Raw genomic sequence first — 24,190 nt, forward strand, 5'->3', positions numbered from 1 at the left:
TTTGGATTTTGTTCGAAGTTAAACATTGACGCATAACGCATTCAAATAGATCGATTTTAGATAATTAGCTCATCATTTCTCCGATAGCACTTTTTCGGAAACTCTTCTTCTTCCTCTCAATCAGCTGAGTAAAAAAGTGAGTCTCAACTCACACTTCTACCAACTAACCATTCACTAAAGGCATTCAATCTTAAAATTTATTTGTAATACAATAAGCCTTAAGTTATGATGTATTTGAATCATAACTTAAGTTCTTTCTGGATGCTTTTGTTCAATTCAAAGTGATAATTGAAGCAGCCGCTTTAAGGTCATTGAACGCGTTTAACGTAGAAACTGTCGGGGGATCTCGTTATTCGTTTTTTCACTTGCTATTGATCATTTGTTTTTCCAGACGGCTCGTCCGAACATGCCCATACAGTCACCAGCTGTGTGGGCTTTTTTTTACTTTCTTTTCAGGCCCGATACACGAGCGGTGTTAAGTCATCACCAACAATCCTGTAAGTGCACTGGTTTTAAGTTTACGTAGAAAAGTAAGTGAACGAGTGGGTGCTAGAAGGCTTTGAATTTACAAATAGATATAGAAAAAATAGGAATTGAAGCAGTAAAATAGTCAAACAGAGTTTTGAGTAGGTGTAGCTGAGGAAGTTGAAGTAGAAGAGTTTAACGAGGGAACAAAGGTTTGGATATGGCAGATAAAAACGAACCTCGCTGAGGTATCGCCGCCTAAAAAGACAGGCAATACCCTAGCGAGGTCGTACGTCGATTACTTCTCTAGTTTAGCGAAGTAGTCGAAGATTACTGGTACGTCGTTGTTACCCATGCCTGCATCAACAGCAGCTTGTAGGCTTGTTGCAGTACCTTGAGCGATTAGAGACTCAGTACCTAGCTCTTCACAAAGAGCAAGGAAGTAACCAAGGTCTTTGTTTGCGTTAGCAACAGAGAAACCTAGCTTCTCTTCACCGTCTACTGCGTAGAACTTACAGAATTGCATGAACGGAGAGTTAGATGGACCTGCAGACATGATGTCAAACAGTTGTTGGCCATCAACACCAGCGCGTTGAGCAACAGCGAAAGCTTGAGACATAGTCGCAACAGTTGTCATACCCATGAAGTTGTTTACAAGCTTAGTCACGTGACCAGAACCTAGAGCGCCTAGGTGGAATACGTTTTCGCCTTGCTCTTCAAGAACAGGTTTAACTTTGTTGAAAGTTTCCATGTCGCCAGCAGCCATGATGTTCAGAAGACCATCTTTAGCGTGTGCAGGAGTACGACCTAGAGGTGCGTCGATCATGCCCGCGCCTTTTTCAGCAAGAGCTGCGCCGATTTGCTTAGTAGAAGCAGGGATAGAAGTACCGAAGTCTACTAGTACTGCGCCTTCTTTGATGCCTGCTAGAACGCCATCTTCGCCGTAAACGATTTTTTCAACAACAGCAGAAGTTGTAAGACAAAACTGAACGATATCACTTGCAGCAGCTAGTTCTTTAGCAGAAGTGAATGCAGTTGCGTTGCCGCGATCTGTAACGCGAGCAACAGCTTCAGCGCTTAGATCCATTACGTTTACGTGGTAGCCGCGCTTTTGCAGGTTTTCAACCATGTTGCCGCCCATAAGACCTAGGCCAATGAAACCGATTACAGGTTTAGTCATGTTCAAACTCCAAATATAGTATTGTATGATTATATGCTCATTATAATAACTACGTCTTTCTCGTTACGCAATAGTTTTAGGGCATTGATTTAATGGTTAGACGTAAGTTGTGACGGGGGTTCACTTTACGAGAAAATATGGGTCACGCTTTGTACTTACAGGAACTATTTGCCACTTTAAAAACCGTCTATTGATGAAATAACATACGTTAAATGTCATACGATTAGTAAGCACAAGCTACGCCTTTACCTATGTATAGTGCACTATTCCCGTAATCAGCCAGTGATTAGACTGTTCACGCAGAAGTAAGTCATATCAGTTTTTACGAAAAAGGGGTTGGCGCCCTATTCTTCTAACAAAGCGATACATGCGAGTCTCGTATACGACTCATTCACATTTCATTGAACATCGTGGCTAAGTACATGCCCAGCCTTTGTGTGTATCAGCTTCCAGGTTCAGCCATCGAGCTATTGGCTTGGCATCGAGAAGCGATTGATCTCTTGGCCATTTAGTTTCCTTTCAACCTGATGGGGTTCCCAACTTTGCCAACTAATACAATTTAACTGAGTATCCAACTTGCTAGCTAACAAAACAAAAAAACTCCGAGCTTTCACTCGGAGTTTTTAATATCTAGCTTCTGTTGCTTCAGCGAATTACAGTTCGATTGAAACCGTTTCACCGTCAACATTTAGCATTAGCGTGTTGCCTTCAAGCTTGTGAGACACTTCAACTTGCTCGCCTTCGTTCTTATTCGGAACAAGAAGGGTCAGGATGTTGTGCTCTTTCGATGGCTTGAATTCCACTTCAACGTGACGGTGGATTTCAAGATCTTTGAACTCGTATGGGTCAACTTCGCCAAAACCTTCAACGTTCTTAACTGACGTGATGTTATCAGCAGACTCGTTGATGAAGTTTACGTCTAGGTGCGCAACTTCGCCACGGATAGTGAAAGACTTGTCTGCCACTTCGTTTGCGAAAGTAGTGTGCATTAGCCAAGTCATGTCTTTCTCTTCAGAAAGCGTTGCCTTGTCTTGCATTACGAATACTTTACCTTGAACAAACCAGACCTTACGCTTGTAAGATTCAATTTCAGGAACGAAGTACTTGTAAGACGCTGTTGCATCGCCTTCAACCATCTTCACATCAGATTCAGTGTCGAAGTCAGAGATGTTGCCGCCCGCTTCGATACAGAAGCGATCTTGGTGGTTTTCGTAGCCTGTGTTCTTGTTCTCGCCGTACTGACCTTTACCGCCAAATAGTGGAAGGTTCTTAGAGAACGTTTGACGACGCCATTTCGTGTGCATATCAACACCGAAACCACCGTAGTAACCAGTGATTGACGCTAGCGTTTCACCGAATGCATGCAAGGTGAATGCGTTTTGGTCACCGTGAGAGTGGCTGATTGAGCCAAACGGAGAACATTTGAATACCATGTGAATATGGTTATCACGCTCAGTCATCTTGTTGTGGAATGCAGCCCAACCTGTGATTGGGAATACTTTCAACAGTGGATCATTCGATGGTGCCTTCTCTTCAGGTGCATCCCAAAGGAAGTTAAAACGAAGATCGTCGTAGCCGAAGTCCCACCAACCGAAGTTGTAGAACTTGGTGTGTGCTTCAGTATCACGGCCTTTCAGTTGGTTGTAGTACCAAACATACTCAGGCTTCTGGTTAACACCTGCGTAATGCTTGATGTTGTAAGCCAGTTTCAGGCCCGGGAAATCACCGATTGAAGACTGGTCACAGAAGCTCGCGCGCTTAGAGTGAACAGGCATGCAGTAAAGCGGGAAATCACCTGTGTTTTCGTAGAATGTTTTGTTGAACATGTCTACGCCACAGTATGCTTTCAATAGATCGAATGCTTCGCCTAGAAATGCAGTTTGTGTGTTCCAGTAGTCAGGACCTTCAGCCCAACCGCCGTCTACACCGCCCCATGGTGGGTAGTGTACTGCGTAGTATTCTAGAGCGTATGCAATGTACTCGCCTGCTTTCGGGTGATCGTGGTAAAGCGCGATACACGTTGGGATGATAGCAGAAGAGATAGAACGAACACCGTGGCTGTTCAGTGGGTTGTTCAATAGATCAACCGTCACTTTCAGGTGGTGCATGATTTCGTCTAGACGCTCAATCAAAGCATCTTGAACTTGCTGACGTTCTTCATCTGTAAAGTAGCCGTGTAGCCAGTCGTAACCCCAAGCCATAGCCGCGATAACACGGAAAGCCGCTTCATCGTTATAGCCACGAGAAGTCACGCCTTCTGGATCGTACGTAGACAGTTTTAGAGTCCAAGCTTTTGCTTTAGCAATTAGCGCTTCGTCTTCTTTCACAACACCAGCAATTGCTAGGTTACGTGTCGCGTTCAATGCCATTTGGCAATCAACGTACATTTGACGCCAGTAAGGACGCCATAGAGAAGCTTTGCCTACCGTCTCAGCTGGGTACGCTTGAGGCTCTTCGAAAGGAGCAGTCTCAAGGAACTTAACTGTCGAGTTATTGTAGAAATCATCAAACATGCAGTGAGCTTCATCAGCTTTCACTTTCGCTTTGAATTCTTCTAACTGATCTGCTTGAACAAGAAGACGTGGACGTGCTTCGCTCAAGTTGTCTAGGAATGATAGGTCGAAGTCACGTGTCTGTACTTCGATAGGGAGTAGGTCTACAAGATTACCTGCTGAAGTATCATTCTCCAGCTTCATCTTCCTGATTGCATCAAGAGATTTTTGGTCGCTCATTCTAACTCACTTATTTTTCAAGTTGATTGAAAGGAATTAGCAACAATATACGTCTTATTGTAGGACAATTGAATCTATTTCGGTTCGATTGAACCATTTTGTACAGTTTTCGTGATTTAGGTCAGATATCTTCCACCTGACAGTTTTTCCGTTTCGCAGAACAAAAAATGCGACGCCCTTTCGAGTCGTCGCATTCTATTATAAACGTTTTCTCTATATTAGCTTTCGGTTACTGCTTTCGCTTGCTTACCGCCGTCATCGACCGCTTTAACCAATAGCACACCAACACCACCAACAATCACACCACAAAGGATGAAGACTAGGCGCCCCCACATTGGGTTAGTAAGTAGAGCCATTAGCATGATACCAACACCCGCTACCGCAATCAGTTTACCAAGCATTTCACGCTGTTTGTTATCCAGTACTTTCTGTTCTGCTGACTCCGCAACTAATGGAGTAGACAGATTGCCGAAGAACTTATCAACGTCTGCTTGACGCTTCTCAGTTAATGGCTTGTAGAACAGAGTTGATAGGATGAAGAAACCACCTGTCAACGTAATGTGAGCAATCAGACCGATAGCTACCTTAACATCAGACCATTCACGGCTTGTTAGCTCTTCTAGACCAAAGATTGAAGACACCATTTCAGCGTTAACAACGAAACCTACGTAGTAAGAAACAAAACCACCAACTACTAGCGTACCCCAACCAGCCCAGTCCGGAGTCTTCTTAATAAAGAAGCCAAGGAATGCAGGAATTGTCATTGGGAAGCCGATAAGTGCGCCTACATACATCATGGTATCGAACAGGCTCAAACCTTTAAGCGAGTTGATGAACTGTGCAATAAGGATGATAGCAATACCAAACACGGCAGAAGTAATCTTAGAAACAGTTACTAGCTCTTTTTCGCTAGCCGCACCTTTACGAACGATTGGCTCATAGAAGTTCTTAACAAAGATACCCGAGTTACGGTTTAGACCAGAATCCATTGAAGACATTGTCGCTGCAAACATCGCCGCAACTAGAAGGCCAACCATACCTGCTGGCATGTACTCTTGTACGAAGTATAGGTAGGCAAAGTCACCCGCTTTCTTACCTGCATCTGGGTAAGCTGCTGCTAGGTCGACACCTTGACCTGCAATGTACCAAGAAGGCATGAACCAGATAAATACACCACAAAGCATTAGCACACACGCTAGTAGCGCTGCTTTCTTCGCGTTCTTTGAGTCTTTAGCCGCTAGGTAACGGTAAGAGTTAAGCATGTTGTTAGTAATAGAGAACTGCTTCACGAAGATGAAGAATGCCCAAATGCTGAAGATGCTTAAGTAGTTAATGTTGTTACCAGAAAGGAAAGAACCGCCTTCCGCTACTGGGAAGTTATTCACGATTTCACCAACACCGCCACCTTGAACAACAGCAACAACAGCACATGTCACGGTTACTGCCATGATGATAACCATCTGCATAAAGTCAGATGCGATTACCGCCCATGAGCCACCCGTTACAGACATTGCCAATACAACCAAACCGGTAATCCAGATAGTTGCTGTCATGTCGAAACCGAAGATACCAGAAGCGATGATTGCTAGTGCGTTTAACCATACACCTGCAGAAACAACACTGTTTGGCATTGAAGACCAAGTGAATACTTGTTCGTTAGTCGCACCGAAACGCATACGAATTGCTTCGATTACCGTTACTACACGCAGTTGACGGAACTTTGGAGCAAAGTATGCGAAGTTCATGAAGTAACCAAATGCGTTGGCTACGAAGATGACCGCTACTGCAAAACCATCGTTATACGCTTTACCTGCCGCACCGGTGAATGTCCATGCACTAAACTGGGTCATAAAGGCGGTTGCACCAACCATCCACCACAACATGTTACCGCCCCCGCGGAAGTAGTCACTGGTGGTACTTGTAAATGTTCTAAACATCCAACCTATCGCAATCAAGAATAGGAAATAAATGCCGACAATAATCGTGTTGAGTTCCATCGTGTATCCTTTGTCCGTTGTATTTTGTTACGAGGACTATAGGAAATCTCAAACTTTATTTGTAGTACAATAATCCAAATAAGTGATGGCGATCTTATTTTGATTGATTAAGTTAATTATATATATGACATAGGATGGAATATGGCCAATCCATTAAGGAAATTATTGGTGTTTGAGGTGAAAACTCAAAAAACCAAGACCAAAGAACATCACACCCATTAAAATCAAAGACTTACAAAAAAGTGAGACTTTGCACACTTATTAACAAATACAACCAAACACATATAAATATAAAATTCTCAAAAATAATAAAAGCCAAATCAGATCTGAACCATCCTCATTTATCACACAATAAACCAGTGTTTTTTGACAGATTGATAAGTTGTTCTAGTTAGAATTCAATTCAAATTTGTGTAGTGCTCTTATCTTTAGATCTAAATATAAATGGATGAAAAACCGCCTAAATCGAATGATTCTTTTGACCATTTCCGATGAGTTAAGAGAGGAGATTTAAGATGCTGTTTCTGTTAGTGATAAAGAGAACGTGCAAAGATTAGGGGTAGTGAGCAACCCGAATAGCTTAAGAAATATGGGAAAATGATTGAACCAAAACAGTGCAACACACTTCCTAAAAACAAACCGATTAGCTCGCTAGCATATTCGTATGTATCCCATTGTTTTATAGGGTGCTCTGTTATCACGCCAAAATAACTGGATCTGAGTGCATGTATATCCAGCTCAATAAAAGACCAGAATCACACTATTTCCGACATAACATGGTCAAAACAAGACCGACGTCTTGTTAGAAGACTTTCACTTGTGATCGTTCCCCGCTTCCAAGCTTTCGTTAATTGAAAAATTATTGTCATACAATATTCTATATATCTAACCAGACATAAGGACATGTGGCATGCGCTCAATGAAAGATATCACTCAAGACGCTATCGATATCGTTAAACCCTCTATCGACAAACTGTTTGAAAGAACCAATAGAAAAGAACTGCATATTGTCGTTATGAATCCACACCTCAAGCCTTGGGAAGCCTCTTTTGAAGACGCCATTCTTTATGAAGAGTCTTTAGGAACCCCTGTTAACTGGACTATCAAGTTTGATCACCTTGCTCGTAAGAAAGCTCAGCAAGCATGGCGAGAATCAACAAGCAATCTAACACTTCATTCCCAACACCCATCTTCATTACGTGACGAAGACTTACTGTTTTATGGTTCGTTTGTTTACGGAAACGTGGTTGTTGCCTGCAGTGGCGTACAACAATGGTATGACATGCTGATCAGTGGCTGGATAGCTGTAGCTATTGAACAGCTAGCAATGCACGAATACCAAACAGAAAAAGCAGAAAACCCTACAAAAACATATCGCTAATAATTAGAAACAGAAGGAACTTAATATGAGTAAATTATTGAAATCCATCATGCTGGCTGCCGGCATACTTGTTTCTGCAACGTCGTTTGCAGCAGACTACCCAAGCAAAAACATTCGCTTAGTTGTCCCATTTGGCGCGGGCGGCGGTACAGATGCCGTTGGCCGTACCCTTGCAAATAGTGCGAAAGACATTCTAGGGCAGAACATTTCAATCATGAACCGTACGGGTGGAGCTGGCGCCGTTGGAATGAGCTTTGGTGCCCAGCAGCGTGCTGATGGCTACACGTTAACAGTGGTCACTCGTGAAATCGCTTCGCTTCCTCAAATGGGTTTGATGCGCCATACGGCAGACGATTTTAGACTCATTCGCTTAGTAAACCTGGACCCAGCGGTCGTATTAGTTGCAGCCGATAGCCCATACAACACCATTAATGATCTGATTAAAGAAGCCAAAGAAAACCCTGGTAGCGTAAAATTTGCTTCAACCGCTGCACCAAACTTCTACTTAATGTCTCTTGAAAAAGACCAAGATATTAAACTCAACGCTATCCCTTATAACGGTGCATCTGAAGCGATTCCTGCAGTACTGGGCCACCACACAGACATAACCATGGTGACACCGGGTGAAGCTATCGCTCAACTTCGTTCAGGCCAACTAAAAGCATTAGGTGTCATGTCTGAAGAACGTATTCAGTACATTCCAGATGTTCCTACTTTGAAAGAGCAAGGCATTGATGTAGTAACAGGTACATGGCGCGGTATTGGTGCTCCAAAAGATACACCTGATGCAGTAATCGAGAAGCTGGGTGCTGCATTTGATGAAGCAATGGCAAGTGAAGAGTTCAAATCTTTCATGGAGAAAGGTGCAATGACGATTCACAACCTTGATGACAAAGCCTTCACTGAGTTTGTCGCAGAAGATACAAAATCACTGACTCAATTAATTCAATAACCTTTGTTCGGAGGCACAACTTTTATCAGTTGTGCCTCTGTTATTAGTTTGTATCTTTCCCTTGCTTTACTTTTTAGGGGTAAATTCTATGTCTAACGCCAACTTAAATCGGAATGTCGTTTTCCCTTCCATAATCATCATATTGAGCGTAATCGCACTCGCGTTGATTACTCAGTTTGATCGTCCGATGTATCAAGATGCAAGTGTTGATGCAAAATTCTTCCCGATGATGATTGTGATTGCCCAAATTGCTATCTGTATTGTTCTCATCGTTCAACACAAACTCAAAGGCGTCTCAGAACAACAAGAAGCGATGATAAGCAAGATGTCTATCTTCGGCGTTGTCTTTCTTATCGGATACGCATTACTCATCAGTGTGGTTGGCTACCTTTACGCGAGTTTGATTGCATTTATGTTCTACCTCGTTTACTTCAAAGTTAAGAAGCCAATTTACTACGTTGTCGCCGTTGTCTTTGTGTTTGCGGTTTACTATTTGTTTGGCGAGGTGTTTTACATCGCGCTTCCTGAAGCAACCTGGTCATAGGAGGTCATAATGTTTGAATATCTAATCGATGGTCTCGCAACAGCTGTTAGTTTTGCAGTGCTTCCTGTCCTTGTTTTTGGCGTACTGGGTGGCGTAATTCTAGGCGCACTACCCGGCCTAACGGCGACGATGGGCGTTGCGATTCTCCTGCCATTTACCTTTGGCATGGAACCGACGTCAGCCCTCGTGATGTTAATTGGTGTATACATTGGTGGCATTTACGGTGGTTCAATTGCCGCAATACTGCTTAAAACACCGGGGACACCAGCGTCTGCAGCAAGTGTACTCGACGGCCACACCATGGCTGTTAGAGGGCAAGCAGCAAGAGCATTAAGTATTTCGGCTGTTGCTTCATTTATTGGCGGGTTACTCAGTACTATCGTCCTTATTGCAATTGCACCTAAACTGGCGACCTTTGCACTGCGTTTTAATGCACCAGAGTACTTCGCACTTGCTCTGTTTGGTTTAACTATCATTGCGAGCGTTTCTTCGAACAACATCTTTAAAGGGTTACTTGCGGGTACGATTGGACTATTGGTATCGACCGTTGGGCTCGACCCAATCAGCAGTGTGCCAAGGTTTACTTTTGACATCATGGATCTCTATAGCGGAATCAATGTCATCCCTGTTTTGATTGGTCTGTTCGCTCTATCTGAAGCATTAAACCAGTTAGAAAAACTGTTCTCTGAGAAGAAAGTCGTCGCGCCGAAGTTTGACCATAAACTGTTGAGCAAAGGCGACCTTAAAGAAATGCTACCAACCGCAATAAAAAGTGGTTTGATGGGAACAACCATCGGCTCTGTACCGGGTGCAGGTGCTGATATTTCAGCATTCGTTTGTTACAACGAAGCAAAACGTTCATCGAAAAACCCCGAAGAGTTTGGTAAAGGATCAGTACGAGGTCTAGCAGCGGCCGAATCTGGAAACAACGGTGTAACGGGTGGTTCGTTGGTTCCATTGTTAACACTTGGCGTTCCAGGGGATGCTGTGGCAGCGGTTCTTTTAGGCGCACTCATTGTTCAAGGTTTAACACCTGGACCTCTACTGTTTGCCCAAAACCCAGAAGTGGTTTATGGCGTATTTAGCTCGATGTTGGTTGCTAACCTTGTGATGTTAGTGATTGGTTTACTTGGTATTCGTTTCTTCTGCCGCATCATTGAAGTACCCAAGATCATTATGATCCCAATTATTGTCTTCTTGTCGATCGTTGGTGCTTACGCGATTAACAACTCGATGTTTGATGTGGGTATTGCGATCGGTTTCGGTCTGTTGGGCTTTATCTTAACTAAATTGGATATTCCGTCTTCGCCTATTCTGCTTGCGATCATTTTAGGTCCAATGGCAGAAACAAACCTGAGGAAATCACTGTTGATGTACGATGGCAGTTGGTCTTTCCTTTATGAACGCCCTATTGCACTCGCGTTTATCGTGTTGGCTATATTCTCTGTTTATTCAACGTTAAAAATGAAGAAGAAGCAGAAACAAAAGGAAACTGAACAATGTCTATAGTTGACTGTTTGCTCAATGGATAGCGGTTAAGACATCGCATTTAACTTATGACCTAAACGTTAAAAAACTAAAGCCAGAGACCTACGTCTCTGGCTTTTTAGTACACAATAAATAATCAATTTCTGCAAAAAACAGACAATAAAAAAGGCATGCACTTGGCATACCTTTATAAGTCGTTTTTCTGAACGTGGGCTATTCATCTCAATGTGAGATGGCTCAGATACACTTTAAATCACTTCTATTACGCTGTAGCTAAACGGTGGTTAGCATCTTGCAAGTGAGCGGCTGACATTGTACGAGCTTTTTCACTATCGCCAGCCATAATCGCTTCATAGATTCTACGGTGTTCATTGATACATGTGCTGCCCTCTTCAGAAGAGTGCACGATGAAGTTAACGAACATGGTAGTCAGAATATTGCCAAATGGCAGGTAGAAATCGTTACCTGTCGCATTAAAGATCAAGCTGTGGAAACGAGTATCGATGTCTGTCCAACGTTCTTGGTCAAACACTTCTGCGTCATCCACTTCAACCATCTTCTGGAAGATCTCTGAAAGCTCGATACGTTGCTCAGCAGTCGCAAATTTTGCCGCTAATGCACACGCTTCAGGTTCAATCGCACGGCGAAGGCCTAAAAACTGAGAACAGAATTGGTCTATGTCGGTTAGACCATCCATCCATTCAATCAGTTGAGGATCAAGAAAGTTCCAGTATGCGCGATCTACTACACGAGTACCGATTTTCGGGCGGGACTCTAACAGACCTTTAGAAGTCAGTAGTTTAACGGCTTCACGAAGTGCCGTACGGCTGATACCAAACTGTTCACACAGCGCCATTTCACCAGGAATAATAGAACCTTGTGGCAGTTCACCAGACAAGATTCCACGAGCGATTTCACGCGCTACTTGCACGTGCAGGCTGCGCTTCGAGCCCGAGATTGAATTAAAAGTGCTAACCATAAGTTCACTTATTTTATATGTTATGTTTATGTATTATTTAAGGATCACTATAACAGGATTTCAACCTAGCGCCAATTGAGTTAAATAGCAACGAGTCGTGCTCTATTAATTTACTCAATGAATCAAACACTTACAAAGCATCCAATTCCGCACAGCTAGAAACATTATGTTACACCATTCATAAATCCGTCATCAAAACGCATCGGTTCTGTCATCCTCGATTTCTATACTCCCTTCCCAAGACATAACTCAATTGGACTGAAATAATGAAACCGACAAAAACAAATCTCACGCTTAAGAGCGCTATTACTGCTGCGCTGATTTTTTCTGGTTCTGCATTAGCAATGGATACACGATACGAAGATCGCTCTGGCAACTTGGTTGCTGATGTTCCTCAAGATGAATCACAATGGGTTGACCCAAACACGCTAATTTTTGCTTATACGCCAGTTGAAGATCCTGCAGTATACGCTGATGTGTGGAGCGAGTTTTTGAGCCACCTTGAAAAAACAACGGAAAAGACGGTTCGTTTCTTCCCTGTTCAAAATAACGCTGCTCAAATTGAAGCAATGCGTTCAGGTCGCCTACATATCGCAGGTTTCAACACAGGTTCTACACCACTAGCGGTTAACTGTGCAGGCTTTGCCCCATTCACAATGATGGCTGCAGAAGATGGATCTTTCGGTTACGAAATGGAAATCATCACTTACCCTGGTTCTGGCATTGAGAAAGTGGAAGACCTAAAAGATAAGAACCTAGCGTTCACATCACAAACGTCTAACTCTGGCTTCAAAGCACCTTCTGCGATTTTGGACGCTGAATACCAACTTCAACCTGACCGAGATTTCAAACCAGCATTCTCTGGCGCACACGACAACTCTATTTTGGGTGTGGCGCACAAAGATTACGATGCTGCAGCAGTTGCTAACTCAGTATTGAACCGCATGCTTTCACGCGATGTTGTGAAAGAAGACCAAATCAAGAGCATCTACAAATCTCAAACCTTCCCGACTACCGCTTACGGCACAGCGCACAACCTAACGCCAGAGCTACAAGAGAAGATTCAAAAAGCGTTCTTCACTTTCGATTGGGAAGGCACAAAGCTTCAAGAAGAATTTGAACGTAACGGCGAAGCGCAGTTTGTTCCTATTACTTACAAAGAGCACTGGGAAGTGATCCGCACTATCGATACGGCAAACAAAGTCTCTTACACGTGTAGCTAAGTTCAACCGAACTAAAAAGCCAATCACACACCGATAAAACTAACTGCAGGTGTAATCGCCTGCAGTTATTCACCACTCTTTCCGGTTTACTTTCCATGCCTGTCTCAGGCGAACTCTTAGTACACCGCTCTTATAGGAATTCTATGTCTACTCTTACCCTTAAAGGGCTTACCAAGCACTACTCCAGTTCTGATAAAGCCCTTACCAACGTTAGCTTGTCGGTCAATGCCGGTGAAGTGGTTGGTTTAATTGGTCCATCTGGTGCGGGTAAATCAACGCTTATCCGTTGTATTAATCGGCTCACCGAACCCACCAGCGGCGAAGTGATCTTTTCCAATACCAATCTGGAAACGCTGTCTAAGCGACAACTGAGACAGTCACGCCGTGAGATCGGTATGATTTTCCAAGAGTACGCGCTGATTGAGCGTTTGACGGTGATGGAAAACGTACTTTCAGGACGTTTGGGTTACGTGAATTTCTGGCAAAGCTTTACTCGTCGTTTCCCGGAGTCGGATATCCAAGCCGCTTATGCGCTACTCGACCGTGTTGGATTGTTAGAACACGCCAATAAAAGAGCCGATGCTCTGTCGGGTGGTCAGCGTCAACGTGTTGGTATTGCACGCGCCCTTGCGCAGAAACCGAAATTACTGTTGATTGATGAACCAACGGCCGCACTTGATCCACGTACTGCGCGCCAAATCATGCGACTGATCAGTGAGATTTGTTCAGAGCAACAGCTCCCTGCCATCATCAATATTCACGATGTTCAATTAGCAAAGCAGTTTGTTGACCGTGTTGTCGGCTTGAATGCAGGTTGTGTCGTATTTGATGACAAACCAAATCTGCTCACTGAAGATGTTTTAACGCAAATCTACGGTGAGGAAGACTGGAGTCAACAAGCAGAAGAAGAGTCCGATGACCTCATCATCACGAGCCCTCGCCTGTCTGAGGCAACAATATGACTCAACCATATCCAAATCAAGTTCAGCAGCATTTAAAGTCAGGAAAACAGAATTCCAAACAATACCCGACACAGTGGACAAAGCCGCCACTGATTTCTAGCCCATGGCTACGCTGGAGCTTAATCATCATTGTCGCGGTTTACTTGTACCTCGCGACTCAATCGGTACACGTCAACTGGACTCGAATTTACGAAGGCAGCGAACGCGGCTGGCAGTTCATTTTGGCTTTCATGAATCCAGATTTTGGTGGCCGTTGGAACAACATCTCACAAGGTTTGATTGAAAGTTTAACCATGACCCTGACATCGACCGTGGCGGGTGTCCTTCTTTCTATCCCATTCGGATTAGGCGCAGCGAAAAACCTTGCCCCTACTCCCGTTTACCTATTCTGTCGTGCGTTTATTTCGGTTGCTCGTAGCTTACAAGAAATCATCGTAGCGATTCTGTGTGTTGCTCTATTTGGCTTTGGTACGTTTGCGGGTTTTGTCACGCTCACCTTCGCGACCATCGGCTTTCTCGCAAAACTGTTTGCCGATGAAATTGAAGCCATTGACCCAGCACCACTCACCGCAATGCGTGCAACGGGCGCGAGTTGGTTACAACAGGTGAATTACGCAATTCAAGCACAGGTGATGCCGCGCTTCATCGGACTTTCGATGTACCGACTCGACATCAACTTTCGTGAGTCAGCCGTGATTGGCATTGTTGGCGCAGGTGGTATCGGCGCAACTTTAAACACAGCAATGGACCGTTACGAATACAGCGCAGCGGCTGCTATTCTATTGATTATTATCGTGATTGTGATGTTGTGTGAATACCTATCAACCATCATCCGTAAGCATGTGCAGTAAGGAACGACCAATGAGCACGCTAAATGAAACACCGACAAGCGCCATCAATCGTACCCAATGGCAGCGTTACGACAGTAAACAGAGCCTAATGCTTTGGCTAGGCTGGCTTTGCTTTGTTGCTTTGACAGTATTCGCATGGCAAGTCATGAACAAAGATACGATTTGGTACTTTGTAACTGACTCACCCAACCAATTTTCTGATATCTCTTCACGTATGTGGCCACCAAGATGGAGCTACTTAGAGTCTCTTTGGAGTCCGTTGTGGGACACCATTAACATCGCGACACTTGGCACACTGTTAGGGATCGTACTCGCGTTTCCAGTTGCGTTCTTAGCGGCACGTAATACAACGCCAAGCATGACGTTTATCAGACCTATCGCGCTGTTCATCATCGCAGCAAGTCGTTCAATCAACTCGTTAATTTGGGCGTTGTTGTTGGTAGCAATCATCGGCCCAGGTTTGTTGGCTGGTATCATTGCGATAGCACTACGTTCAATTGGCTTCGTGGCGAAGTTAATGTACGAAGCGATTGAAGAAGTGAACGCAACACAGATGTCAGCAATCCAATCGACCGGAGCTTCTCCGCTGCAAGTGTTGAACTACGGCATTCTTCCGCAGGTGATGCCAAGCTTCATCGGCACGAGCTTGTTCCGTTGGGATATCAATATTCGTGAGTCTACGGTTTTAGGCTTGGTCGGCGCTGGCGGTATCGGCTTGAAATTACAAGAATCGATGGCGATGCTGGCATGGCCTCAAGTGACTGTGATTTTTTGTGCGATTCTAGTGACGGTCATCTTCTCCGAATGGGTGGCAGCCAAAGCAAGAAAAGCCCTTATCTAAATACTAAAAACAACGTCAAATAGACGGTTAGTTAGGACCAAAGCCTACTCAGTGAGTAGGCTTTTCGTTTGTTGAAACGTAATAAACATTTTTCACCATCAGAACCGCACTTCGTTTACCACAGTCCCTACCCCTTCAATCGTAACACTCACTTGATCTTTGTCGGACAGAGCATAGGTTCTACCTGGCGTTCCCATAAAAATAAGATCGCCCGGTTTGAGGGTAAAATAGTGGCTCAAATAGCTCACGACTTTTCGTGGTTTGTGAATCATGAACGAAGTATTTTCTTGTTGGACCACCTTGCCGTTAACACGAGTGGTCAACTCAACATTGTTGTAATCAATGCCGCGCACAATTGTGTTGCCAACCGGGCCAAAACCATCGGAAGCTTTCGCTCGGAGCCATTGTAAATCCGAACCTTGCCAACTTCTTTCCGTAATATCGTTGCCCACCGTGACACCAAAGATCGCTTGCTCGGCTTCTTCTTCACTGGCTTGGCTGAGCTCTTTACCAATCACAACCACCAGCTCGCCTTCAAAATGAACGTTTCTTGCTTTTGGTGGCACTTGAATCACTTCGCCCGTGAGAATCAAAGAAGAAGGAAGTTTAAGAAACATCGGCGGTGGTGCATTGGCAGGTGAGGCTAAGTGGCTAGCGAAGTTCATCCCGACAGCGAAAACTTTCTCTGGTTTTGTCGGCAGTAACACCTCAACCGACTCTAACGGGATCGAATTTTTTGCTACCGAATATTCTCCAAAGATATCGCCGCTGACCGGTAACACAACGTCATTGTCTAGCATTCCATAGCTGACTTTGTCTTGGTATTGATAACGGACGAAATGCTCGCTGCTCACCTCAACATTGTTATTTTCTGCCGCCAATGCGACGCCAGATATCGTAACTATTGCCAATAACCACTTCATCCTTGAATCCCTTCATTTTTTTATCCTAAATTATACTTTAGTCCACTCTGTAAGATTCGAAGGAAAAGGGAAGCTCCGTTGCCCTATCCTCTTCACCCCTTCTTATAAAAGCAGCACGCATAAAAAACCGAGCAACTCACAGTGAGTTACTCGGTTTGACTTATTCCCGATGTATTCAGTCGTTGTTGGTATCAACGAACGATTCTGCAATCACGACTGAATTCAATGTGATGCTTCGTTCCCGCAAAGCACCACATCAACACAAGCCATCGTTAAATAACTTGCGTGTGATACCAATCGTAGTAAATAACTGGCCACCCTAGCTTGTTAAAAAGCTCGATAACTTCGTTAGAATTTTTGGTTGTAGAATAACTACTTATCGAAAAATTCTGCCTTGTTCTCAAGCTTTTTTCCTGCGCTATTTCTGCTCACTTACTTACTGTGATTGGTATTAATCATTTACAGTTGAGCAAATGATCCTTCCCACGAGTATGTCTCGCCCGCGAACTCAACAGTGTGAGTTGCTTGCTGCGTGTCTTCAGCTTGGTTTGAAATACCGTAGTGGTAAGTGTTACCAGAAGTAGTCTGAATGCGAACAACAGTCCCGACACTGTTATGGCCCACAACAGATACTGATTTAACCAGACCACGAGCGCCTACAGAGGCTTCGATAGACTCGTTAAAGTAACCATGCGTTTCTAGTACAGAAGCAAACACGTGGTTTTGACCAGACTGACGTAAGATGAACGCAGGTTCACTCTTAAGGTTGAAGTCTGGATCGTTAGCACCAGTGCGAGCAAAAATCACTTCACTGCCCGCATTCGCGCTGGTTACTAGGCTGTAGTAGCTGCTGTCATGTAGCCAGCTTACTAAAGAACCTTCTTCGTTTACTTTGCCCGAAGCCACGTTCCACAAGTGCTGGTAACCGTTGTCTTCACCTAGCGGCTTAAGCGTTGTTTCCATGTTGTAATCAAAGTCAGTACGGATGATCTGGCCAGAGTGGTGAACTGGTAGGTCGTACTGGTGTTCAGCGTCAGCTTCGATGCGGTATACATCAATTACAAGTGGCTTCTCGAACTCAGGCAGCTCAGCAAGAATCACACTACGCTGCATGTCTACGCCAGTGTAGTATTCAGAAATTGTGCCGCTCATGCCTTGTAGAGACTGGTCGTCTGCTACGAAGAAGTGCTTCTGACCAAACTTAGACTCAGCCAATGCTGTGTTAAAGTTGTTCTGTGTTTTCTGATCAACCGTTACTGTGTTGTGAGCAACCGTCTGCTTACAGTAAGACTTGTTCTCTGGGATGTAACGACCGCCAAACTTAGGCTCAACGTTTACCCAACGACCGAAGCCGTAATCGTGCAGCACTTCGTGGCCACGGTTGAATACGCTTAGGTGCAAGCCATCGTAGTGACCGTGGTCTAGCGCAGAGTGGTACTGGTGGTCTGAACCGTGCTGACCAAACCAGATCAACGCCATTGTGTCGTCGTCTTTCTCGTCACGGTGACGAAGGATGCTTACGCCGCCTTTTTCGCCTTCAGGGCCGTCCGTTACAAACAGGCTACCCCAGTTGAATGCTTTGATGTCATCTGCTGCATCAACCGCGTCAGACAGTGTTTTACCTGAAGCATGAACCCAAACGTTTTGTTGGTGATCAGCCATGCCAAGCAGAGTTTCTGTCTGCTCGTAACGGTGGTAACACACAGACGTTGCCATGATAACGCCTTCATCGTTGATAGAGATTGTCTTCGATGAATCGTTTAGAGCTGGCAATGTACCGTCTGGGAATGCTGTTTTGAATACAGAGTAAGAGGTTGTCTTGATCACTGAATCGTTGAATTCATAGATACCAACTTCAGGCTGACGACGTTCAATCGCTTCTGCGAACAGGTAGATTGGACGTAGCGAGAAACGATGGTAGTAAGGACCTTCCATGTAGTAGCCGTCTGGCGAAAACAGTTGGTCAAGTTGCGCTAGGAAACCGCCGCTTACTTTGTCTAGTTTCAGGCCGTAAAGCGCTTTGTCTACTGACTCTTGATCGTTGATTGCGTAACCACAGATACCTACCGCTGCCACTGCCCATAAGCCGTGGTTGTGTACAATATCGAAGTCGTGTGCGTAAGTCACAACGAACATTTCGATCATCTGCTTAAGAAGGTCGTCTTCGATCAGACGCTTTTGCTCTTCAGAGATGGTGTGGTAAACACAGCTGTACGCACAAGAAGCGTAAAGCATCCACATGTTCTCGTTCAACGTTTGGTGGAACAGCTTACCCGGAGGGTTAGAGTCACGGCTTACGTTGCTTTCAAGTGTTGGGTACACCGTCGCGTACGCTGTTAGCATATCAACGATGTAATCACGGTACTTTGTTTCCTCAGTGATAAGGAACAAACGGCCCGCTAGATCCATATGGATGTAGTTTTGCTTGTGACGGTTGTGCTCGTAACCGCCGCCTTCACCGTGACCAGGTACTTCAATGCCAACTTCCGCCATGTAAGCGTCAGTTTGTTTAATGTCGCGAGTCAGTGCTTTACCTAAAAGGCTATCCTTGCCAAGTTCTTTACGAAGCTCTGCTGCTTCATCAAAGTTAAGTAAAAGTGGTTGATAGCTCATTATTATTTCCCCTGCTCTGCTAATTCTGGGTTTAAAGTTGTTTCTACTGAGTAGAAGCCTGTCCAGCTGTATACTTTGCCGTTCAGCTCTACTTTGTGTTCAGTGCTGTCAGTCGCGCCAAGTTGGTTGCTGATCATCACTGTCACGTTTGATTTCTCTGTGGTGATCTCAACTACCGAACCTATATTCGTGTGAGCCACTACTTTGATGTCTTTCACAACACCACGTGCATTAACTGATTGCTCGAATTCTTCGTTGAAGTAACCATGCGTTTCAACAACAGAAGCAAACAATGTTGTTTCGCCTTTGCTGCGTAGAATGAACGCAGGCTCTGAACGTAGGTTGAAGCTTGGGTCGTTAGCGCCAGTGCGAGTAAAGATAACTTCAGCATTGTCGTTAGACGTTGCACCTAGCCACGTGTAGTAGGTGTTGTTCTGTAGCCAGCTTACCAGTGCTGTGCCCTTCACATCACCGCTTGCCACGTTCCATAGGTGTTGGTAACCGAAGTCTTCACCTAGCGTGTTCAGCTCTTTGTTTGCTTGGTATTCAAAGTTAGTGCGAACAATCTGACCTTGATATTGGTGTGAGTAGTCGTACTGATGCTCGCCTTCGCCGCCTTTCTCAGAATCTAAACGGTAAAGATCTAATAGTAGCGGAGATTCTAATTCTTCAAGGTTTAGCATGAACACGCTGCGTTGCATGTCAAAACCTTCGTAATGATCGTTAGCAAATGCGCTCATGCCATTGATTTGCTCGTCTTCTACTTTGAAGAAGTGTGGTAAGCCGTGTACTGCATCTGCACGTTCAACGTCAAAGTTGTTCTGACATTTTTCATCAATCGTTACTGCGTTATGTGCAATTGTTTGACGAGCGTAAGATTTGTTTTCGTCTAGGTAACGGCCGCCGAATTTAGGCTCAACGTTCACCCAACGACAGAAGCCGTATTCACGCAGTACTTCTTGACCACGGTTGAAGAAAGAAATACCCAGCGTATCAAAGTTGCCGTGACCCATACCGTGTTGGCCGTAGTTCATAACAAGTTGAGAAACGTCGCCTTTCTTATCCTGCATACGGATAAAGCCTTGCGCGCCGTTGTGACCTTGAGGGCCTTCGTTCAACTCAACACTTGGCCAGAAAGGCATGCCGATTTCTTTCTCAGCAGAAGCCGCTTCGTAGGCTTTAGATAGCTCAAGGCCGCATGGGTGCATCCAAACTGCGTCTTGAATCTTCGCCATACCAAGAATGTTTTGATCTACGCCGTTTTCAGAAGAGTAATGCTTGCTGTAAACACTTACCGCAACCTGAACACCCATGTCTGTGATACCCATCGTACGAGAAGCATCATTCAGAGCCGGGAACTCACCGTTCGGGTAAGCCGTCGCAAGCATCGCTTGAACGGTGTTACCAATCACGCCGCCCTTGTAGTTGTAGATATCCACTTCAGGCATATGACGGTGAATCACTTCAGCGAACACACACGTTGGGCGAATCGCGTAACGGTGGTAGTAAGGCCCTTCCATGTAGTAGCCAGACGGTGCAAACAGCTGAGAAACTTGCGCTAGGAAGCCGCCAGTGTCGTTACGGTCAATGCCGTACACCGACATTTCAAGGTACTCACGCTTGCCAAGAGCAAGACCACAAATACCGACAGCCGCTACTGCCCAAATACCGTGATTGTGAATTCGGTCGAAGTCGTGTGCGTATTTAACCGTGAACATTTCTAACATCGGTTCAAAAATGCGAGACTCAATATTGTCGCGTTGTTCTTGTGTCAGAGTTGAAGCAACACAAGAGTAAGCTAAGCTTGAGAACATTAACCAGCAGTGTTCGTTCAGGATTTGGTGGAACAAACGACCTGTAGGGTTAGTGTTTTTCTGTACGTGGTAATCAAACGTTAGGTATTTGTCTGCGTACTCTTCTAGTAATTCTGTAACAAAGTCAGCGTACTTTTGCTCTTTAGTGATCAAGAACATGCGACCAGCTAGATTCATGTACGTGTAATTTTGCTTATGGCGGTTATGTTCGTAACCCCCAGCTTCACCATGACCTGGGACATCAATAGGTAAACGCATGAATGCTTCTAGATCTTTCGCGTTCGCTGCAATGGTTTTGCCCATTAAGCTAGAACGGCCCACTTCAAGATGAAGCTGCTCGATTTCTGCTTCAGTCAACAATACTGGTTTAGTCGTCATATTCTTTGTCACCCTCAATAAAGAGTTTATCTGCTTAAACTTTGATTAAATTTTCAAACTCCATATAAAGTAATACAATATGAGCTTTAATTATACCTATTCGTCGCCAAATGATGAGTAGAGTCACACAATTAGCCATAAGTCATTGATGTAGCTGATTAATGGTAAATATCAGCCATTTATTAAGTTGTTGATTTATTTACGCTATATAAAGTATCGCTTGATCAATATCACACAAATTTAGATATATTGTATTACAATTGAACTCATTCCCTTATGATGGATGCAAGTTAAGTAACACTTAAAAGATTTAAACAGATTAGGAGATACACAATGAACTCTTTCTTTATCCTAGATGAAAACCCATGGGAAGAACTTGGTGGCGGCATTAAGCGTAAAATCGTTGCTTACACTGACGATCTAATGGCAGTACACCTATGTTTTGATAAGGGCGCGATTGGCCACCCTCATACTCACGAAATCCATGACCAAATCGGTTACGTAGTTCGTGGCAGCTTCGAAGCTGAGATTGAAGGCGAAAAGAAAGTCCTTAAAGAAGGCGATGCTTACTTCGCTCGTAAACACATGATGCACGGTGCAGTTGCACTAGAGCAAGACAGCATCCTTCTTGATATCTTCAACCCTGCGCGTGAAGATTTCCTAAAATAATAAACAGCGCAACCTCAGTTGCTAAGGTAAGCATATGAAATCATTAAACATCGCGGTCATTGGCGAGTGCATGGTTGAGCTACAAAAGAAACAAGACGGGCTTAAGCAAAGTTTCGGTGGCGATACACTAAATACTGCACTTTACTTGTCTCGCTTAACAAAAGAGCAAGATATCAACACGAGCTACGTAACAGCACTAGGCACTGACCCATTCAGTACCGACATGTTAGAAAAGTGGCAAGCGGAAGGTATCGACACTAGCTTAATTGCTCAGCTTGATCACAAACAACCAGGGCTTTACTACATCGAGACCGATGAAACTGGTGAACGCAGTTTCCACTACTGGCGTAATGATGCTGCAGCAAAATTCATGTTTGATCAGGAAGACACACCTGCTCTACTTGACAAGTTATTCTCTTTTGATGCGGTTTACCTAAGTGGTATTACGCTTGCTATCTTGACAGAGAATGGACGCACGCAACTATTCAACTTTTTAGACAAATTTAAAGCGCAAGGCGGCCAAGTATTCTTCGACAATAACTTCCGTCCAAAACTTTGGGAAAGTCAACAAGAAGCGATTTCTTGGTACTTGAAGATGCTTAAGTACACTGACACGGCTCTACTGACGTTCGATGACGAGCAAGAGTTGTATGGCGACGAAAGCATTGAACAGTGTATTGCACGTACGTCTGAATCTGGTGTGAAAGAGATCATCATTAAACGTGGTGCTAAAGACTGCCTAGTGGTTGAGAGCCAAAGCGCTCAGTACGTTGCTCCAAACCCAGTAGACAACATTGTTGATACTACAGCGGCTGGCGACTCGTTCAGCGCGGGCTTCCTAGCTAAGCGCTTAAGCGGTGGCAATGCACGTGATGCAGCGTTAGCAGGTCATATTGTGGCAGGGACTGTGATTCAGCATCCAGGTGCTATCATTCCTCTAGAAGCGACGCCTGATCTGTCTCTATAATTACGCACTTTAACTATTAATCAAGGGTTTGCTTAGTTGAAAGCAAGCCCACATTTAACGTGAGAAAGAATTCATGACTACATTAAATGAACAACTAGCAAACCTAAAAGTAATTCCTGTAATCGCTATCAACCGTGCTGAAGACGCTATCCCTCTAGGTAAAGCACTTGTTGAAAACGGCATGCCATGTGCAGAAATCACGCTACGTACAGAATGTGCAATCGAAGCGATTCGCATCATGCGTAAAGAATTTCCAGACATGCTAATCGGTTCAGGTACTGTACTGACTAACGAGCAAGTTGACGCATCTATCGAAGCTGGCGTTGATTTCATCGTAAGCCCAGGTTTCAACCCGCGCACTGTTCAATACTGTATCGATAAGGGTGTTGCAATCGTACCGGGTGTTAACAACCCAAGCCTAGTTGAGCAAGCAATGGAAATGGGCCTTCGCACGTTGAAGTTCTTCCCTGCTGAGCCTTCTGGCGGTACTGGCATGCTTAAAGCACTAACAGCGGTTTACCCTGTTAAATTTATGCCTACTGGTGGCGTAAGCTTGAAGAATGTTGATGAATACCTATCGATCCCTTCTGTACTTGCGTGTGGCGGTACTTGGATGGTTCCAACTAACCTTATCGACGAAGGTAAGTGGGACGAGCTAGGCAAGCTGGTTCGTGACGCAGTTGATCACGTTAACGCTTAATCTATTTTAGATTTAGTGATGAAGCCTCACCTCGGTGGGGCTTTTTGTTATCTGGCGTTTATTGCGCTGACTAACCGTAAAACACGCTCAATCAACGTTCTGTTTCCCCACACCTTATCGCCTTTCTCTCTATGGGTTCGCACAGCTCCGCGACTAAGACAGGCAATAACAAGTAATGTAAGCTTTCAATCGACTTCAGCACGCATCTAACGAAGCGTTACTGGTGGCCCCTGTCGCCTATCCAGCTTCTTATCCAGCAATGTTCCTTTTCGATACGTCATCAAGCATCTCTCATCGCATGCACTGAAGACCACAATAGACAAAGTGAGCCGCAAAATGTGTCTCGTCGCCCAGTTTAACGCCCACTCAGTGACAAAAATTCCAAATACGCACCTCTATGGCACGAAAAAATGAATAAATAGCATAGAAAGGCTTCATAGCCGTAGATAAACAGAAAATAGCGAAGTGAAAACAATGAGCTACACTTGAAATCTCAATACAAAAGTTTTCAGTATAGGGTTCCAAATTAAC

General features: G+C 44.4%; 18 protein-coding genes. 11 read left to right on the plus strand and 7 right to left on the minus strand.

Features of this window, described 5'->3' with window-relative positions:
• Window positions 1-763: 763 nt before the first annotated feature.
• The 3 genes from AB6E85_RS16940 to AB6E85_RS16950 all read right to left on the minus strand — a co-directional run bounded on the left by AB6E85_RS16940 (window position 764) and on the right by AB6E85_RS16950 (window position 6,374).
• The gene (locus AB6E85_RS16940; protein ID WP_048607064.1) at window positions 764-1,645 is read right to left on the minus strand and encodes an NAD(P)-dependent oxidoreductase; all 882 of its coding nucleotides are present in this window, start codon (window positions 1,643-1,645) and stop codon (window positions 764-766) included.
• 653 nt (window positions 1,646-2,298) lie between these two features.
• Complete coding sequence (locus tag AB6E85_RS16945; RefSeq protein ID WP_048616501.1) at window positions 2,299-4,377, minus strand: DUF4962 domain-containing protein; 2,079 nt, start codon at window positions 4,375-4,377, stop codon at window positions 2,299-2,301.
• 218 nt (window positions 4,378-4,595) lie between these two features.
• Window positions 4,596-6,374, minus strand: a complete 1,779-nt coding sequence (locus AB6E85_RS16950) for a sodium:solute symporter family transporter (protein WP_048613949.1) — start codon at window positions 6,372-6,374, stop codon at window positions 4,596-4,598.
• 910 nt (window positions 6,375-7,284) lie between these two features.
• Between AB6E85_RS16950 and AB6E85_RS16955 the strand changes: the two genes are divergently transcribed.
• The 4 genes from AB6E85_RS16955 (at window position 7,285) to AB6E85_RS16970 (ending at window position 10,760) form a co-directional block, all read left to right on the plus strand.
• Window positions 7,285-7,755: a hypothetical protein gene (locus AB6E85_RS16955; protein ID WP_059020525.1), complete on the plus strand. Its 471-nt coding sequence runs from the start codon at window positions 7,285-7,287 to the stop codon at window positions 7,753-7,755.
• Between the two features lie 25 nt (window positions 7,756-7,780).
• The gene (locus AB6E85_RS16960; protein WP_372143321.1) at window positions 7,781-8,707 is read left to right on the plus strand and encodes a tripartite tricarboxylate transporter substrate binding protein; all 927 of its coding nucleotides are present in this window, start codon (window positions 7,781-7,783) and stop codon (window positions 8,705-8,707) included.
• Between the two features lie 88 nt (window positions 8,708-8,795).
• The gene (locus tag AB6E85_RS16965; protein WP_372143322.1) at window positions 8,796-9,251 is read left to right on the plus strand and encodes a tripartite tricarboxylate transporter TctB family protein; all 456 of its coding nucleotides are present in this window, start codon (window positions 8,796-8,798) and stop codon (window positions 9,249-9,251) included.
• 9 nt (window positions 9,252-9,260) lie between these two features.
• On the plus strand, window positions 9,261-10,760 hold the full coding sequence (locus AB6E85_RS16970) for a tripartite tricarboxylate transporter permease (RefSeq protein ID WP_122081664.1): 1,500 nt from the start codon (window positions 9,261-9,263) through the stop codon (window positions 10,758-10,760).
• 241 nt (window positions 10,761-11,001) lie between these two features.
• On the opposite strand, the gene AB6E85_RS16975 is transcribed toward AB6E85_RS16970, so the two are convergent.
• On the minus strand, window positions 11,002-11,718 hold the full coding sequence (locus AB6E85_RS16975; RefSeq protein WP_122081665.1) for a FadR/GntR family transcriptional regulator: 717 nt from the start codon (window positions 11,716-11,718) through the stop codon (window positions 11,002-11,004).
• 266 nt (window positions 11,719-11,984) lie between these two features.
• Here AB6E85_RS16975 and phnD point away from each other — a divergent pair, with 266 nt between their 5' ends.
• The 4 genes from phnD (at window position 11,985) to phnE (AB6E85_RS16995) (ending at window position 15,595) form a co-directional block, all read left to right on the plus strand.
• A complete protein-coding gene (gene phnD / locus AB6E85_RS16980) occupies window positions 11,985-12,941 on the plus strand; it encodes a phosphate/phosphite/phosphonate ABC transporter substrate-binding protein (protein WP_048607068.1) in 957 nt (318 codons plus the stop codon).
• A gap of 143 nt (window positions 12,942-13,084) precedes the next feature.
• On the plus strand, window positions 13,085-13,903 hold the full coding sequence (gene phnC / locus AB6E85_RS16985) for a phosphonate ABC transporter ATP-binding protein (protein ID WP_372078816.1): 819 nt from the start codon (window positions 13,085-13,087) through the stop codon (window positions 13,901-13,903).
• Complete coding sequence (gene phnE, locus AB6E85_RS16990; RefSeq protein WP_052878558.1) at window positions 13,900-14,754, plus strand: phosphonate ABC transporter, permease protein PhnE; 855 nt, start codon at window positions 13,900-13,902, stop codon at window positions 14,752-14,754. Before phnC ends, phnE (AB6E85_RS16990) begins: the two co-directional genes overlap by 4 nt.
• A 10-nt stretch (window positions 14,755-14,764) precedes the next feature.
• A complete protein-coding gene (gene phnE / locus AB6E85_RS16995) occupies window positions 14,765-15,595 on the plus strand; it encodes a phosphonate ABC transporter, permease protein PhnE (RefSeq protein ID WP_050644757.1) in 831 nt (276 codons plus the stop codon).
• Between the two features lie 98 nt (window positions 15,596-15,693).
• Here the strand turns inward: phnE (AB6E85_RS16995) and AB6E85_RS17000 are convergent, their stop codons facing one another.
• From AB6E85_RS17000 to AB6E85_RS17010, 3 genes are all read right to left on the minus strand, one after another.
• Complete coding sequence (locus AB6E85_RS17000; protein WP_372143324.1) at window positions 15,694-16,518, minus strand: fumarylacetoacetate hydrolase family protein; 825 nt, start codon at window positions 16,516-16,518, stop codon at window positions 15,694-15,696.
• Window positions 16,519-16,977: 459 nt separating this feature from the next.
• On the minus strand, window positions 16,978-19,131 hold the full coding sequence (locus AB6E85_RS17005) for a heparinase II/III family protein (protein WP_372143325.1): 2,154 nt from the start codon (window positions 19,129-19,131) through the stop codon (window positions 16,978-16,980).
• 2 nt (window positions 19,132-19,133) lie between these two features.
• A complete protein-coding gene (locus AB6E85_RS17010) occupies window positions 19,134-21,323 on the minus strand; it encodes a heparinase II/III family protein (protein ID WP_086969640.1) in 2,190 nt (729 codons plus the stop codon).
• 333 nt (window positions 21,324-21,656) lie between these two features.
• Between AB6E85_RS17010 and AB6E85_RS17015 the strand changes: the two genes are divergently transcribed.
• The 3 genes from AB6E85_RS17015 to AB6E85_RS17025 all read left to right on the plus strand — a co-directional run bounded on the left by AB6E85_RS17015 (window position 21,657) and on the right by AB6E85_RS17025 (window position 23,659).
• The gene (locus AB6E85_RS17015) at window positions 21,657-21,992 is read left to right on the plus strand and encodes a cupin domain-containing protein (RefSeq protein ID WP_009846518.1); all 336 of its coding nucleotides are present in this window, start codon (window positions 21,657-21,659) and stop codon (window positions 21,990-21,992) included.
• Window positions 21,993-22,026: 34 nt separating this feature from the next.
• Complete coding sequence (locus tag AB6E85_RS17020; RefSeq protein ID WP_017061485.1) at window positions 22,027-22,959, plus strand: sugar kinase; 933 nt, start codon at window positions 22,027-22,029, stop codon at window positions 22,957-22,959.
• Between the two features lie 73 nt (window positions 22,960-23,032).
• On the plus strand, window positions 23,033-23,659 hold the full coding sequence (locus AB6E85_RS17025) for a bifunctional 4-hydroxy-2-oxoglutarate aldolase/2-dehydro-3-deoxy-phosphogluconate aldolase (RefSeq protein WP_017069898.1): 627 nt from the start codon (window positions 23,033-23,035) through the stop codon (window positions 23,657-23,659).
• Window positions 23,660-24,190: the final 531 nt, after the last annotated feature.

The sequence above is a fragment of the Vibrio sp. 10N.247.311.51 genome (assembly GCF_041467855.1).
GTDB classification, from domain to species: domain Bacteria; phylum Pseudomonadota; class Gammaproteobacteria; order Enterobacterales; family Vibrionaceae; genus Vibrio; species Vibrio coralliirubri.